Here is a 13,457-nt window from a genome sequence, read left to right on the forward strand (position 1 = left end):
CGGGACGACGAAACGGGAAGCGCCAGGCTTCCCGTTTTTTTTGCTCGGATTTTCTCTATGCAGGGTCAAAGCCGGTTATATTTCCGACCCTGCCGGGCCGGCGCGGCCCGGTGTCTTCATCGTTCCGTCGGGCCGCCGCGGCCCGCGGAGCGCGCAACCCAGAGGAAGTCATGAGCGCATCACCCGCCGAGCGGAAGACCGAACCCGTTTCCATCGTGCGAATCGAAGCCGCGATCAATGCGTGGCGCACCGTGTATCCGCCGGCGCCGGACGGCGAGGACGGCTACGCACTCGACGCCGGCAGCAACTGCCTGGCCGAGCTGTACGGCACGATGATCTGCTATCGGCTGCCCGACGTGCCGCTCGACTCGCTGAGCGACGCGCAGCGCGACGCGCTGTACGCGACCGAGGTCTAGCGCGAGCGTGCCGCGGTGCCGCGCGGTGCGTCGACGGGCAACGAACGGGAAGCGCTGCGCTTCCCGTTTCGTTTTGGCGCGCGCGGTGCTGCGCTTGACGCGACGGGCGCCGGCAGGCCACCATCGAACGCGATTCGATCCGGCCGCCCGCGCGCGGCCGCCTCACCCGCACATCGACCGACACATGACCGATATCGTCACCGAGGAGACTTATGTCGAGACGCCGCATGGGCGTCTGTTCGCGAAGCGCTGGCGTGCCGGGCGGGAAGAGGCTGGGTCGCCGCTCGCCGCAGGGGAGCCGGCCGCGCCTCAGCCGGCCGCACCTCAGCCGGCCACGCCTATGCCGGCCGCGCCCATCCTCCTGCTTCACGATTCGCTCGGCTGCGTCGAGCTGTGGCGCGACTTTCCCGAACGCCTCGCGGCCGCGACGCAACGCGACGTGATCGCATACGACCGTCTCGGCTTCGGCCGCTCGGACCCACACCGCGGCACGCTCGCGACGACCTTCGTGCGCGACGAGGCCCACCACGCGTTTCGCGCGGTGCTCGAGCAGTTCGGCGTCGACGCGTTCGTCGCGTTCGGACACAGCGTCGGCGGCGGGATGGCGGTCGGCTGCGCGGCCGCGTATCCGGAGCGCTGCCGCGCGCTCGTGACGGTCGCCGCGCAGGCCTTCGTCGAAACGCGCACGCTGAACGGCATTCGCGATGCGGGGCGCCAGTTCGACGAACCGGGCCAGCTCGACCGGCTCGCGCGCTATCACGGCGACAAGGCCGAATGGGTGCTGCGCGCGTGGGTCGACACGTGGCTGTCGCCGGCGTTTCGCGACTGGAGCCTCGACGAGGATCTGCCGCGCGTGCGCTGCGCGACGCTCGCGATTCACGGCGAGCAGGACGAATACGGCTCCGATGCGCACCCGAAGCGGATCGCCGCGCGCGTCGCGGGCCCGTCGTCGTACCTGATGCTCGGCGCGTGCGGGCACATGCCGCACCGCGAACGCACGGACGACGTGCTGGCCGCCGTCGCGACGCTGCTGCGCGACGCGCGCGCCTAAGCGCACGGGCGGGCGAGGCCCGCCCGAATCAGAACGCGAGCTGGATCGCGAGATCGATCGCGAGCAGCGCGATCGAGCAGCCGATCCCGAGAATCACGTTCGGTACGCGGTGTTCGAAGTCGCGATGATCCTTGCGCATCGCGGCACCGAGCAGAAAGATCGCCTCGACGACGATCTGCAGTCCGACGAACAGCAGCATCAGCAGAAACTCGTAGCCCATCTGCTTGAACGCGGCGAACTGCATCCCGTGATCGCGAATCCACTGGCCGACCCGCAGCAGTTCGTACACGAAGAGCAGCGCGGGGAACAGGTAGCTGATGAAATAGGTCGGCGCAGTGGCGTGCCGTAGTTCGAGGTGGAAATGCTGATGCGTGGTAGCCATCACGAATCCCTCCTTGCGACGCAGGATTGCGGTCGTGACGGCGGCACGAGAACGCGCGATACGGAGGGAGCCCGACGCGCGCCGTGCAGCCGTACGTCGTCAGCATACTGCGGCGCGGCGCTTTTCGCATCGGTCCTGTGTCGCGACCGATACAGCGGGCGCGCGCGGCCCGCGACGCCCGCTCATCGCGCCGGGGCGGCGCGCGAGGCGCGCGGCGCGGTCTGAGCGCCTTCCACGAACAGCCTCGCGATCGCGCGGAATTCCTGCTTCAGCGACAGCCCCGGCACCGTCAGCCAGCGCAGCATCGCGCCGAGATAGAGATGATGGAACCACGTCGCGAGCTGCTCGGCCGGTAGCGACCGGTTCAGTTCGCCTGCGCGCTGCGCGTCGGCGATCAGTCGATGCCAGACGGGCGCGATGTCGCCGCCGCCCGGATCGCCGCCTTCGGGCGCGGTCGCACCGATGCTCAGGAACCGATGGCGCAGATACGCGAGCAGATGCGCGGGATGCTGCTCGCACCAGGCGGCCGACGCATCGAGCACGCAGGCGATCCGCGACGCGAACGTCCTGCGCCGCGCGACGTCGCGCTGCAGATGCGCGAGATCGCGCGCGAGCTCGCGTTCGAGCCAGTGCGCGAGCACGGCCTCCTTCGTCGCAAAGTGGTTGTAGAGCGTGCGCTTCGCGACGTCCGCTTCGTCGGCGATCTGCTCCATCGTCACCGCGTCGTAGCCGTGCGCGTCGAACAGGCGCGCGGCGGTGTCGGCGAGATGCGCGAGCATCTGGATGCGCTTGCGTGCGCGGCGGCCGGAATCGGCGGGCGGTGGCGTCATGGCGGAGCGTTTCGCTGAAAGTGTACGAATTGCATTAGTATACGACGTGCACTTTTCTGAAACCATTCGTGCCGATGCACGAGGAGCGCCGATGAAGCTCGTGATTGCAACCTATGGCACCGAAGGCGACACGCGTCCGCTCGCGGCGCTCGGTCGCGCGCTGCTCGATGCCGGCCATGACGTGCGGCTGCTTGCCGATGCCTCGACGCTCGCGAGCGCCGAGGCGCTCGGCGTGCCCTCTGCCGCGCTGTCCGGCGACATTCGCGGCGCGTTGTCCGACGCGGTGCTCGGGCAGGGCGGATTCCGCGACACGTCGAAGGCGCTCGCAGCAATCGCGAACGCGAACACGGCTGCGTGGATGCGCGAGCTCGCGCAGGCCTCGGCCGGCTGTGATGCGATCGTCGTGTCGGGGCTTGCCGCGTTCGTCGGTCTGTCGGTTGCGGAATACCGGAACGTGCCGGCGATCGGCGCCGGAATGATCCCGATTACGCCGACCGCGGCGTTCGGCTCGCCGTTCCTGCCGCCGCGCCGCGTGCCGCGCTGGCTGAACCGTGCGAGCCACCGGCTCGTGAACGCGCTGCTGTGGCACGCGTTCCGGCGCGCGACGAACGCTGCGCGCGCAAGCGTCTGCGGGCTGCCGCCGCGCGGGCGCGTCTGGACCGACCATCCGATGCTGTACGGTGTGTCGCCGGCGCTGCTGTCCACGCCGGCGGACTGGCCCGACCATGTGCGCGCGGTCGGGCAGTGGCGCGCCGATACGCGCGAATGGACGCCGCCGCGGGCGCTCGCGTCGTTCCTCGATGCGGGCGAGCGGCCGATCTATATCGGCTTCGGCAGCATGACGGGCTTCGATCGTGCGGCGATGGCCGCTGCGCTGACGGCGGCGCTCGACGGCCGGCGTGCGCTGTTCTATCCGGGCTGGAGCGCGATCGACGCGTCGATGCTGCCGCCCAACGTTCAGGTGATAGGCGACACGCCGCACGACTGGCTGCTGCCGCGCACGTCGATGGCGATTCATCACGGCGGGTCGGGCACTACGCATTCGGCCGCGCGCGCCGGCATTCCGTCGGTCGTCGTGCCGTTCGCGGGCGATCAGTTTTTCTGGGCGGACCGGCTGCAGCGGCTCGGCGTCGCGGCCGGCGCCGTGCCGGGCGGCCGCGTGCAGGCGGCCGCACTCGCGCATGCGATCGCGTTCGCGGTGCGCGAGGACACGCGCTCGCGCGCGGCAGCGCTCGGCGCGCGCATCGCCAACGAGGACGGGCTCACCCGCGCGGTCGAGGCGATCGAACGCTGGACGCGTGCGCGCAGGCGTTGATGCCCGGCGCGCGCCGCGCGCTCGCTCAGAAATGTCCGGTGAACCGATAGCGGCTGCCCGGATGCCAGAGATTCGCGACCGACGCGACCATCCCCTGCGACCACGTGCGCCGATGCAGCATCAGGCACGGCTCGCGGTCGTCCATCGCGAGCCGGCGGCGCGTTTCCGCGCCGGGCATGGCGGCTTCGATCCGGTATTCGACGCGCTGCAGCGGCGCAACGCGCGTCAGGTACTGGTTCGGCGTGGTCGTCGTGAAGTCCTGCAGCGCGTACTCGGGCGCGCAGGCCGGATTGACCCAGCGCTCCTCGAGCTGCACGGGCGTGTCGTTCTCGAAGTGCAGCACGCGCGAGTGGAAGATCGGGCTGCCTGCGTCGAGCTGCAGTTCGTCGGCGAGCTTGGCGTCGGCGACGGCCGCGCCGACTTCGAGCACCTCGGCGCGATACGCGTGGCCGCGCGCGGCGATTTCGTCGGAGATGCTGCGGATCGCGACGAGCGTCGACTCGTATTTCGGCGACGCGACATACGTGCCGGAACCGCGCGTGCGCGTGAGCACCTGCTCGGCCGTCAGCTCGCGCAGCGCGCGGTTCACGGTCATGCGCGCGACGTTGAACTCGCGCGCGAGCTCGTTCTCCGACGGCACCTGGTCGCCCTCCGCCCATTCGCCGGCATGAATGCGCGCGAGGATGAAGTCCTTGATTTCCTGATAGATCGGTGTGGTCATTGCGTCGTTGTTCAAGAGGCGGCGGAAGGCGCTGCGCGCCGCGCCGTCAAGTATAGACAAGCTTCGAATCGCCTTGCGTACCTGAAAGGGACATAGCGGTGGGTCGGCGGTGAAACATGTCTAGACAGAAAACTCAAGCGTGCTCGATCTGCCTATTCTTCCGACAAGCGGCGGCGAGCGTGCGTCACGCATCCGTATCATTTTGAAATAAAAGGAAATTCATTCGAAAGGCGCATCTGTTCGGCGACTAGAGATAAACACGGATTGCGCGGGCGAGCCGCCAAAAGGCAAAGTTGTATGTACAACTTCGGCGCCGCGACGAACGCGCCGCGGGTTGGGGCAGATGCCGCGCGCATCTGCGGGGCTCGGCCACTTACAGGAACGCCATGAAAAAACTCGTGCTCAGTGTCGCTCTCGCGTGCATCGCCGTCGGCGCGCATGCGAAGGATTGGTCGACGATCCGCTTCGGCGTCGACGCCAGCTATCCGCCGTTCGAATCGAAGGACGCGAGCGGCAAGGTCGTCGGCTTCGACGTCGATCTCGGCAACGAAATCTGCGCGCGGCTGAAGGCGAAATGCGTGTGGGTCGAAAACGACTTCGACGGGATGATCCCCGCGCTGAAGGCGAAGAAGTTCGACGGCGTGCTGTCGTCGATGTCGATGACGCCCGCGCGTGCCGAGCAGATCGCGTTCTCCGACAAGCTGTTCAACACGCCGACGCGGCTCGTCGCGAAGAAGGGTGCCGGGCTGCAGCCGAGCGCCGAGTCGCTGAAGGGCAAGTCGGTCGGCGTCGAGCAGGGGACGATCCAGGAGACGTACGCGAAGGCGTACTGGGCGCCGAAGGGCGTGCAGGTCGTCCCGTATCAGAACCAGGACGGCGTCTATCAGGACTTGATGTCGGGCCGCCTCGACGCGGCGCTGCAGGACGCCGTGCAGGCCGATCTCGGTTTCCTGAAGACACCGCGCGGCGCGAACTTCGCGTTCGCGGGCGGCAACCTCGACGATCCGAAGACGCTCGGCAACGGCGCGGGCATCGGGCTGCGCAAGGAAGACGCCGACCTGAAAGCGAAGATCGACGCGGCGATCGCCGCGATGCTGAAGGACGGCACGTACAGGAAGCTCGAGAAGAAGTACTTCGCGTTCGACGTCTACGGCGGCTGACGCCGCGGCGGCGCGCGCGGCATACGGCCTCGCGCGCCGCATGTCTTTCCGGATGGAACCGACATGATTTTCCAGGGATTTGGCCCGCTGCTGTGGGCCGGTACGGTCGAGACCGTGAAGCTCGCGGTGCTGTCGCTCGCCGCTTCGCTGCTGCTCGGCCTCGCGGGCGCGGCCGCCAAACTGTCGACGAACCGCGTGCTGCGCGCAGTCGGCACGTTCTATACGACGCTGATCCGCGCGGTGCCCGACCTCGTGCTGATGCTGCTGCTGTTCTACGGGATCCAGATCCTGCTGAACAACGTGACCGACCTGCTCGGCTGGCAACAGATCGACATCGATCCGTTCTTCGCCGGCGTCGTGACGCTCGGCTTCATCTACGGCGCCTACTTCACCGAAACGTTCCGCGGCGCGTTCCTCGCGGTGCCGCGCGGTCAGCTCGAAGCGGGTTTCGCGTACGGAATGGGCGGCTGGCGCGTGTTTCGCCGCATCCTGTTTCCGCAGATGATGCGCTTTGCGCTGCCGGGCATCGGCAACAACTGGCAGGTGCTCGTGAAGGCGACCGCGCTCGTATCGATCATCGGCCTCGCGGACGTCGTGAAGGCGTCGCAGGACGCCGGCAAGAGCACGCTCGATTTCTTCTTCTTCACGCTCGCGGCCGGTGCGATCTACCTCGCGATCACGACGGTGTCGAACGTCGTGCTGCACCACCTCGAGAAGCGTTATTCGGTCGGCGTCCGGAGGCTTGCACTGTGATCGAACTCGTCAGCCAGTACTGGCAGAACTATCTTTATACCGACGGCTACCGCTTCAGCGGCCTTGCAATCACGCTGTGGCTGCTCGTCGTGTCGATCGTGCTCGGCTTCGCGCTCGCGGTGCCGCTCGCGATCGCCCGCGCCTCGTCGAATCGCTGGATCGCCGGGCCCGTGTGGCTCTACACCTACGTGTTCCGCGGCACGCCGCTCTACGTGCAGCTGCTGATGTGCTACACCGGGATCTACAGCCTGCAGGTCGTGCACGACCACGTGCTGCTCGATGCGTTCTTCCGCAACGCGATGAACTGCACGCTGCTCGCGTTCGTGCTGAACGAAGCCGCGTACGCGACCGAGATCTTCGCGGGCGCGATCAAGGCGACGCCGTCCGGCGAGATCGAGGCCGGCATGGCGTACGGCATGTCGCGCTTCAAGCTCTATACGCGCGTGATCCTGCCGTCCGCGCTGCGCCGTTCGCTGCCGAGCTACAGCAACGAAGTGATCCTGATGCTGCATGCGACGACGCTCGCGTTCACCGCGACCGTGCCCGACATCCTGAAAGTCACGCGCGACGTGAACTCGGCGACCTACATGTCGTTCCAGGCGTACGGGATCGCGGCCGTGATCTATGCCGTGGTCGTGTTCGCGCTGATCTGGGCATTCCGCAAGCTCGAGGCGCGCTGGCTCGCGTATCTGTCGCCGCGCAGCCATTGACACGTTCACGCATTCGAAAGGAAACACACGCATGTACAAGCTCATCGTCGAGGACCTGCACAAGAAGTTCGGCGACAACGAAGTCCTGAAGGGCGTCACGATGAAGGCGAAGGCCGGCGACGTGATCAGCATCATCGGCTCGAGCGGCTCCGGCAAGAGCACGTTTCTTCGCTGCATCAACTTTCTCGAGCAGCCGTGCTCGGGGCAGATCACGATCGGCACCGAGCCGATCCGCACCGTGCGCGACAGCAGCGGTTCGCTGCGCGTCGCCGATCCGAAGCAGCTGCAGCGCATGCGCACGAAGCTCGCGATGGTGTTCCAGCACTTCAATCTGTGGGCGCACATGACGGTGCTCGAGAACGTGATCGAAGCGCCGATCGCGGTGCTCGGGATCGCAAGGGACGAAGCGGTCGCGCGCGCCCGCAAGTATCTCGAGCAGGTCGGCCTGCCCGCGCGCGTCGAAGGCATGTACCCGTCGCATCTGTCCGGCGGCCAGCAGCAGCGCGTCGCCATTGCGCGCGCGCTCGCGATGGAGCCCGAGGTGATGCTGTTCGACGAGCCGACGTCGGCGCTCGACCCGGAGCTCGTCGGCGAAGTGCTGAAGGTGATGCAGGCGCTAGCCGAAGAAGGCCGCACGATGGTCGTCGTTACGCACGAGATGGGCTTCGCGCGCAACGTGTCGAATCACGTGATCTTCCTGCATCAGGGCAAGATCGAGGAACAGGGCGATCCGCAGCAGATTCTCGTCAACCCGAAAAGCGAACGGCTCGGGCAATTCCTGTCGGGACGTCTCAAGTAAGCGCGGCGAAAGCTTGTGTCGCCCGCCGTCGCATGGCGTCGATCGCGGGCGGCGGCGGTGCACCGACTGCACGCTTGCCGCGTTAACCGGACAGCAGCCGGATCGCCCGGCTGACTCGATCGGGAGACGACCATGAAACGCATCGCGAAGATCCTCACCGCCGCCGCAGTCGCCTGTGCCGTGCTCGCGCCGGCACTTGCCGAAGCTCACGCGCACCGCGTGTGCCATTTCGATCACCACCACCATCATCGGATGTGCCGCTGGGTGCATTGACGACGCACGGCCCGGTGCACACCGGGCCGTCGCGCGCGAGGCGCGCAGTCGCGTGACGGCGCGCGCTTTCCCTGCCGCAACCGACACCGGGCTTTCAACGTCGCGCCGCACGTTGCACGCTGCCGGCCGCGCAAACGTTTGATGTCGAGATCTCGCCGAATCGCGCGCAATTCCGCTAAAGAACGCGCGCGCCGATGACGTAAACGGGGCCACGGGGACGACTGACGATCGACGTGTCTGAACACGCGACGTGCGGCCGACAACAATCAGCGCAGCAGGGGAATCAGACTTGAATCGTCAGCAATCGTGGACGCGTACGGCCGCGCCCGGCGAAATCATTTACGCAGAGGGTTACGCCGGCGAACCCGTCATCTTCTTGATCGCCGACGGCAAGGTCGAGCTATCCACGCGCTGCGACGACCAGCGCGTCGTGCTCGCGACGCTCGGGCGCGGCGAATTCTTCGGCGAAGCCGCGCTGCTCGCGGTCGAGCCGCGCGCGCATACCGCGAAGGCGCTGTCGTTCTGCCAGCTCACCGTCGTGCCGACGAGCGTGCTCGACGAAGAGATCGAGCGCGTATCGGCGCTGCTGCGCCATATCGTGCGCACGTCGATTCGCCGCGTGAAGCGCAAGGACGATCAGCTCGCGACCTACACGCATGCCGACTTCATGCCGGGCGTGCTGTCGTATGCGCACGTGCTCGCGCTGATGGGCGACGGCACCGCGCGCGAGACGGGCGACACGTGGGCGCGCCGGCCGCTGCACGTGCAGGCGGAGCAGGCCTCGGTGCCGCTCGTCGACGTGATCCGCAAATGCCGGGCGATTGCCGGCCATTCGCGTCCGCACGTGATGGCGATGCTGCGCCGCATGGAAAAGCTGAACCTCGTGACGATCGAAGCCGCGTCCGTCGAAGCGGGCGGCGTCGCGCTCGAGCATTCGGCGTCGGCCGACGCGCGTCAGGTCGTCACGTTCGACGCGGCGCGCATCGTCGATCGCGCGCAGCAGGTCGCCGATCACGATCTCGACCTGTCGATCAACAGCGAACTGGAGCTGATCGAGCTCGCCGATCTCGAATCGCTGATCGGCGTCGACCGCAAGCTGCTGCTGAACAAGCTCGCGCACGGCGAAATCGCCGACGACGTGTTCGCGTTCCGCAAGTCGAAGGTGCTGAGCTTCGTCGAACGCAAAGGCGTCGCATATTTTTCGCGGCGCGATGCGCGGCGCTCGGCCGACGTGCGTGCACTCGAAGATCTCGTGTGGGTCGATCAGCGCACGCTGTTCGAGATCGTCAGCGCATTCGATACGTACGACCTCGCGAAGCTGATCGCGAATGTCGACGATCGCGCCGTGGCCGACCGGCTGTTTTCGGTGATGACCGAAGTGCGGCGCAACGAGGTGTCGTGGGTGATGCGCCGCGACCTGAAGGTCGATCCGGTCGAAGTCGACGACATCGAGCGGCGTCTGCTCGACGCGGTGCGCGCGGCGAAGGCGCCGGCCGCCGGCGCGGTGCCGACGCCGGAATCGGGCGCCTGACGCGCATCGGAACAGGGAGAAACGACATGGATCTGTTGACCTTGGCCGGTGTGCTGCTCGGCGGCGCGGCCATCGTATTCGGCTTCACGCTCGAAGGCGGACATCTGGCGACGCTGTTTCAGCTCGAAGCGTTCGTGATCGTACTGGGCGGCACGCTCGGCGCGGTGATGATCCAGAACACGTGGGCGCGCTTCGTCGATGCGGTGAAGCAGCTGCGGCTCGCGTTCGTGCGCGCGACGGCCGCCGATCGCAAGCATCTGTCCGATCTGCTCGAATGGGGCGACCGCGCGAAGCTCGAGGGGCTGCTCGCCTTCGAATCGATGGACGTGACCGGCATTCATCCGTTCGCGCGGCGCGGGCTCGAACTGCTCGCGAACGGCATGTCGACGGCCGTGATCGAGGATGCGCTGCAACGCGAACTCGATGCGTACGAGCGCAGCCACCTCGCGGCCGCACGCGTCTGGCAGCAGGCGGGCGGCTATGCGCCGACGTTCGGGATTCTCGGCTCGGTGCTCGGGCTCGTCCAGGTCACGGGCCACATTCTCGAACCCGCGCAGCTCGGGCCCGGCATCGCGGTCGCATTCGTCGCGACGCTGTACGGCCTGGCGTTCGCGAATCTGGTGTTTCTGCCGCTGTACGGGAAACTGCGTGCGCACGTCGACAGCGAGCTGCGGTTTCGCAAGCTGTATCTCGACGGGCTGCTCGCGATCTCGCGCAAGGAGTCGCCGCATACGATCGAAACGCGGCTGACCGGCGACGTGCGGACGCGCGCCGCGGAGTCGCTCGCATGACGCGCGCAATCGCGATGGCGTGCGCACCGGGAGCGCGGCGATGAACGCACGAACCGACGCCGAGCGCGACGACGACGACGCCGAAGGCACGCAGTCAGGACGCTGGCTGATCTCGTACGCCGATCTGATCACGACGCTGATGGTGCTGTTTCTCGCGCTGTACGTGCTGCAGCTCGCGAAAGTCAACGCGCTCGACGCGCGCGAGCGGACGCGCGCGCGGCTTGACGATGCGGTCGCGCGCACGGCCGAGCCGCAGGCGCCTGCGCGTGTGCCGGCATGGGTCGCGCAGCTCGAGGCGCTGAAGGCTGGCGGCCGCATCTCGCTCGTGCAAGCGCCGCACGGGATCGAGATCGGCATCGACGCCGGGATACTGTTTCATGTCGGCGATGCGCACCTGCTGCCGGATGCGCTGCCCGTGCTCGAGCGGATCGCGCAGGCGCTCGGTCCGCACGCGACCGGCGACATCCTCGTCGAAGGGCACACCGACAGCGTGCCGATCGCGAACGCGAAGTACGAATCGAACTGGGAATTGTCGTCCGCGCGTGCGGGGGCGGTCGTCCGCTATTTCGCCGAGCGGGGCATCGCGCCGCATCGGCTCGCGGCCGTCGGCCGCGCCGATACGCAGCCGCTCGTCGCGGGCGACGACGCGTCGTCGCGCGCACGCAATCGCCGCGTGACGATCTTCGTCGCGTACTGATGCCGGCACCGGCATGTCGACGACATAAGCGATCCGATATGACGAACATCGAAATTCAGCAATGAGGTTCGGCGCCCGCATGCCGATAACCCGAACTGGCTCATACGAGCGGTTCATCGAGGGTTTTTCATGCATTTCTGGCGCAAGCTGTCCATTCAGAACAAGCTGATTCTCAGCATGACGAGCTGCCTGCTCGTCTTCGTCGCGATCTCGAGCGGGCTCAGCATCCGTCTGATCGGCGATGCCGTGCGCGATCGCGTCGTCCATCAGGAGCTGCCGACGGCCGTCAACGGCATTCGCGCGGACGTGCAGCGGCAGCTGGCCGGGCCGATCGCGGCGTCGCGCATCCTCGCGCGCGATGCGTTCCTGCTGCAGTGGGAAGCCGACGGCGAGCCCGACGCGGGCACGCGCAACTGGATTCAGCTCGCGCGCAACGTGAAGGACGAGCAGAAGGCCGCATCGGTGCAATGGGTGTCGGTGAAGAGCGGCAACTACTACAACGAAGCCGGCCTGCAGCGCAAGGTGACCGACCAGGATCAGTGGCTCACGCGCTTCCTGCAGTCCGGCGCGCCGTTCGAAGTGCACATGGACCACGAGGTGACGGTCGGCGGCTACATGATGTTCATCAACAGCCGCATCGAACTCGACGGCACGCCGATCGGCGCCGCGTGCATGAGCCTGTCCGTCGACGCGCTCGCGAAAGGGATCGCCACGTACCGGATCGGCGAAACGGGTTTCGCGTATCTGGTGCGGCCGGACGGCGCGATCATGATGCATCGCGATACGTCGCTGATCGACGGCAAGCATTTCATGAAGGACACGCCGGGCCTGCCCGACGGCGCAGCGTCGGTACTGCTCGCCGGCAAGCCGTATGCTTACCTGAGCTACGCCGGCGACGGCGGCGAGCGATTCATCGCGACGTCGTTCGTGCCCGAGCTGAACGCGTACGTGGTCGTCGAAGTGCCGGAGGCGGAACTGCTCGGGCCCGTCACGCGCGCGATCCACAGTGCGGCGCTCGTCGCGGCCGTCGTCGGGCTCGGCGTCGCGCTCGTCGTGATCTGGTTCGTCGGCCGCGCGATCGCGGCCCCGATTCGTCGTGCGGCGACGCTGCTGTCGGAAATCGCGAGCGGCCAGGGCGACCTCACGCGCCGGATGACGGTCGAGAGCGCCGACGAGATCGGACAGCTGTCGGATGCGTTCAACCGCTTCGTGTCGTCGCTGTCGACGCTCGTGCACAGAATTCGCGCGGCATCGGCGTCGATCGCGACGGGCTCCGCGCAGATCGCGTCCGGCAACGCCGATCTCAGCGAACGGACCGAAGGACAGTCGAGCAATCTCGAACGTACGGCGTCGTCGATGGAGGAGATCACGGCCGTCGTGCGCAACAACACGGAGACGGCGACGACCGCCGCGAAGATGATCAACGGCGCATCGGAGACGGCCGCGCGCGGCGGGCAGGTCGTCGGCGAAGTGGTCAGCACGATGCAGCAGATCAGCGATGCGTCGCAGCGGATCTCCGAGATCATCGTCATGATCGACAGCATCTCGTTCCAGACCAACATTCTCGCGCTCAACGCGGCCGTCGAGGCGGCGCGCGCAGGCGAGCAGGGGCGCGGCTTCGCGGTCGTCGCGTCGGAGGTGCGCAACCTTGCACAGCGCAGCGCGCAGGCCGCGAAGGAAATCAAGGCGCTGATCGAGCACAGCGCGGGCACGGTCGACGTCGGATCGAAGCTCGTGACCGAAGCGGGCCGCGTGATGAGCGATGTCGTCGCGCAAGTGCAGGGCGTGAGCGCGATGATGAGCGAGATCGCGGAGGCGAGCCTCGAGCAGAGCGCGGGCATCGATCAGATCGGCGACGCGGTGCAGTCGCTCGATCAGATGACGCAGCAGAACGCGGCGCTGGTCGAGGAAAGTGCGGCGGCGGCCGAAAGCCTGCGGCAGCAGGCGGCGGAGCTGACGACGCTGGTTTCGGCGTTCAAGGTGGAGGAATGAGCGGCGCGCGACGGCCCGACGTCGCGCGTTTCCGGA

Annotated in this window: 15 protein-coding genes; 12 read left to right on the forward strand and 3 right to left on the reverse strand. The window is 67.3% G+C overall.

Annotation, left to right across the window (positions count from 1 at the left end):
* The first annotated feature begins 170 nt into the window (after nt 1-170).
* Entirely contained in the window at nt 171-416 is a 246-nt protein-coding gene (locus NP80_RS04880) for a DUF3717 domain-containing protein (protein ID WP_006404271.1), read from the forward strand.
* Nucleotides 417-600: 184 nt separating this feature from the next.
* Complete coding sequence (locus tag NP80_RS04885) at nt 601-1,467, forward strand: alpha/beta fold hydrolase (protein ID WP_035947994.1); 867 nt, start codon at nt 601-603, stop codon at nt 1,465-1,467.
* 28 nt (nt 1,468-1,495) lie between these two features.
* On the opposite strand, the gene NP80_RS04890 is transcribed toward NP80_RS04885, so the two are convergent.
* Together NP80_RS04890 and NP80_RS04895 are read right to left on the reverse strand one after the other, a co-directional pair.
* Nucleotides 1,496-1,849, reverse strand: coding sequence for a hypothetical protein (locus NP80_RS04890; protein ID WP_006397952.1), 354 nt, complete (start codon nt 1,847-1,849; stop codon nt 1,496-1,498).
* A gap of 182 nt (nt 1,850-2,031) precedes the next feature.
* Nucleotides 2,032-2,679 carry a TetR/AcrR family transcriptional regulator gene (locus tag NP80_RS04895; protein ID WP_006404269.1) on the reverse strand — a complete coding sequence of 216 codons (648 nt, stop codon included), beginning with the start codon at nt 2,677-2,679 and terminating at the stop codon, nt 2,032-2,034.
* Nucleotides 2,680-2,770: 91 nt separating this feature from the next.
* On the opposite strand from NP80_RS04895, the gene NP80_RS04900 reads away from it, so the two are divergent.
* Complete coding sequence (locus NP80_RS04900) at nt 2,771-3,994, forward strand: glycosyltransferase (RefSeq protein ID WP_006411533.1); 1,224 nt, start codon at nt 2,771-2,773, stop codon at nt 3,992-3,994.
* Between the two features lie 25 nt (nt 3,995-4,019).
* Here the strand turns inward: NP80_RS04900 and hutC are convergent, their stop codons facing one another.
* The gene (hutC, locus tag NP80_RS04905; protein ID WP_006397955.1) at nt 4,020-4,715 is read right to left on the reverse strand and encodes a histidine utilization transcriptional repressor HutC; all 696 of its coding nucleotides are present in this window, start codon (nt 4,713-4,715) and stop codon (nt 4,020-4,022) included.
* 386 nt (nt 4,716-5,101) lie between these two features.
* On the opposite strand from hutC, the gene NP80_RS04910 reads away from it, so the two are divergent.
* The 9 genes from NP80_RS04910 (at nt 5,102) to NP80_RS04945 (ending at nt 13,421) form a co-directional block, all read left to right on the forward strand.
* Nucleotides 5,102-5,875, forward strand: coding sequence for an ABC transporter substrate-binding protein (locus NP80_RS04910; protein ID WP_006397956.1), 774 nt, complete (start codon nt 5,102-5,104; stop codon nt 5,873-5,875).
* 63 nt (nt 5,876-5,938) lie between these two features.
* A complete protein-coding gene (locus NP80_RS04915) occupies nt 5,939-6,628 on the forward strand; it encodes an ABC transporter permease (protein ID WP_006397957.1) in 690 nt (229 codons plus the stop codon).
* Nucleotides 6,625-7,338, forward strand: coding sequence for an ABC transporter permease (locus NP80_RS04920; RefSeq protein WP_006411528.1), 714 nt, complete (start codon nt 6,625-6,627; stop codon nt 7,336-7,338). The genes NP80_RS04915 and NP80_RS04920 overlap by 4 nt, the downstream gene beginning before the upstream one ends.
* 31 nt (nt 7,339-7,369) lie before the next feature.
* A complete protein-coding gene (locus NP80_RS04925; protein ID WP_006397959.1) occupies nt 7,370-8,137 on the forward strand; it encodes an ABC transporter ATP-binding protein in 768 nt (255 codons plus the stop codon).
* A gap of 132 nt (nt 8,138-8,269) precedes the next feature.
* Entirely contained in the window at nt 8,270-8,410 is a 141-nt protein-coding gene (locus NP80_RS31375) for an HHHH-motif protein (RefSeq protein ID WP_012467807.1), read from the forward strand.
* A 289-nt stretch (nt 8,411-8,699) separates the two neighbouring features.
* The gene (locus NP80_RS04930; RefSeq protein WP_006411526.1) at nt 8,700-9,941 is read left to right on the forward strand and encodes a cyclic nucleotide-binding domain-containing protein; all 1,242 of its coding nucleotides are present in this window, start codon (nt 8,700-8,702) and stop codon (nt 9,939-9,941) included.
* 26 nt (nt 9,942-9,967) lie between these two features.
* The gene (locus NP80_RS04935) at nt 9,968-10,732 is read left to right on the forward strand and encodes a flagellar motor protein (RefSeq protein WP_006397961.1); all 765 of its coding nucleotides are present in this window, start codon (nt 9,968-9,970) and stop codon (nt 10,730-10,732) included.
* 40 nt (nt 10,733-10,772) lie between these two features.
* A complete protein-coding gene (locus tag NP80_RS04940) occupies nt 10,773-11,429 on the forward strand; it encodes an OmpA/MotB family protein (RefSeq protein WP_035947998.1) in 657 nt (218 codons plus the stop codon).
* Between the two features lie 129 nt (nt 11,430-11,558).
* On the forward strand, nt 11,559-13,421 hold the full coding sequence (locus tag NP80_RS04945) for a methyl-accepting chemotaxis protein (protein ID WP_006411525.1): 1,863 nt from the start codon (nt 11,559-11,561) through the stop codon (nt 13,419-13,421).
* The last annotated feature ends 36 nt before the right edge of the window (nt 13,422-13,457 follow it).

Source organism: Burkholderia multivorans ATCC BAA-247, assembly GCF_000959525.1.
Lineage (GTDB): Bacteria > Pseudomonadota > Gammaproteobacteria > Burkholderiales > Burkholderiaceae > Burkholderia > Burkholderia multivorans.

Bases quoted from the DNA above. Each gene is read 5' to 3' on its own strand.
- NP80_RS04880 (WP_006404271.1), top strand. From the start codon at position 171: ATGAGCGCATCACCCGCCGAGCGGAAGACCGAACCCGTTTCCATCGTG.
- NP80_RS04885 (WP_035947994.1), top strand. From the start codon at position 601: ATGACCGATATCGTCACCGAGGAGACTTATGTCGAGACGCCGCATGGG.
- NP80_RS04890 (WP_006397952.1), bottom strand. From the start codon at position 1,849: ATGGCTACCACGCATCAGCATTTCCACCTCGAACTACGGCACGCCACT.
- NP80_RS04895 (WP_006404269.1), bottom strand. From the start codon at position 2,679: ATGACGCCACCGCCCGCCGATTCCGGCCGCCGCGCACGCAAGCGCATC.
- NP80_RS04900 (WP_006411533.1), top strand. From the start codon at position 2,771: ATGAAGCTCGTGATTGCAACCTATGGCACCGAAGGCGACACGCGTCCG.
- hutC (WP_006397955.1), bottom strand. From the start codon at position 4,715: ATGACCACACCGATCTATCAGGAAATCAAGGACTTCATCCTCGCGCGC.
- NP80_RS04910 (WP_006397956.1), top strand. From the start codon at position 5,102: ATGAAAAAACTCGTGCTCAGTGTCGCTCTCGCGTGCATCGCCGTCGGC.
- NP80_RS04915 (WP_006397957.1), top strand. From the start codon at position 5,939: ATGATTTTCCAGGGATTTGGCCCGCTGCTGTGGGCCGGTACGGTCGAG.
- NP80_RS04925 (WP_006397959.1), top strand. From the start codon at position 7,370: ATGTACAAGCTCATCGTCGAGGACCTGCACAAGAAGTTCGGCGACAAC.
- NP80_RS31375 (WP_012467807.1), top strand. From the start codon at position 8,270: ATGAAACGCATCGCGAAGATCCTCACCGCCGCCGCAGTCGCCTGTGCC.
- NP80_RS04935 (WP_006397961.1), top strand. From the start codon at position 9,968: ATGGATCTGTTGACCTTGGCCGGTGTGCTGCTCGGCGGCGCGGCCATC.
- NP80_RS04940 (WP_035947998.1), top strand. From the start codon at position 10,773: ATGAACGCACGAACCGACGCCGAGCGCGACGACGACGACGCCGAAGGC.
- NP80_RS04945 (WP_006411525.1), top strand. From the start codon at position 11,559: ATGCATTTCTGGCGCAAGCTGTCCATTCAGAACAAGCTGATTCTCAGC.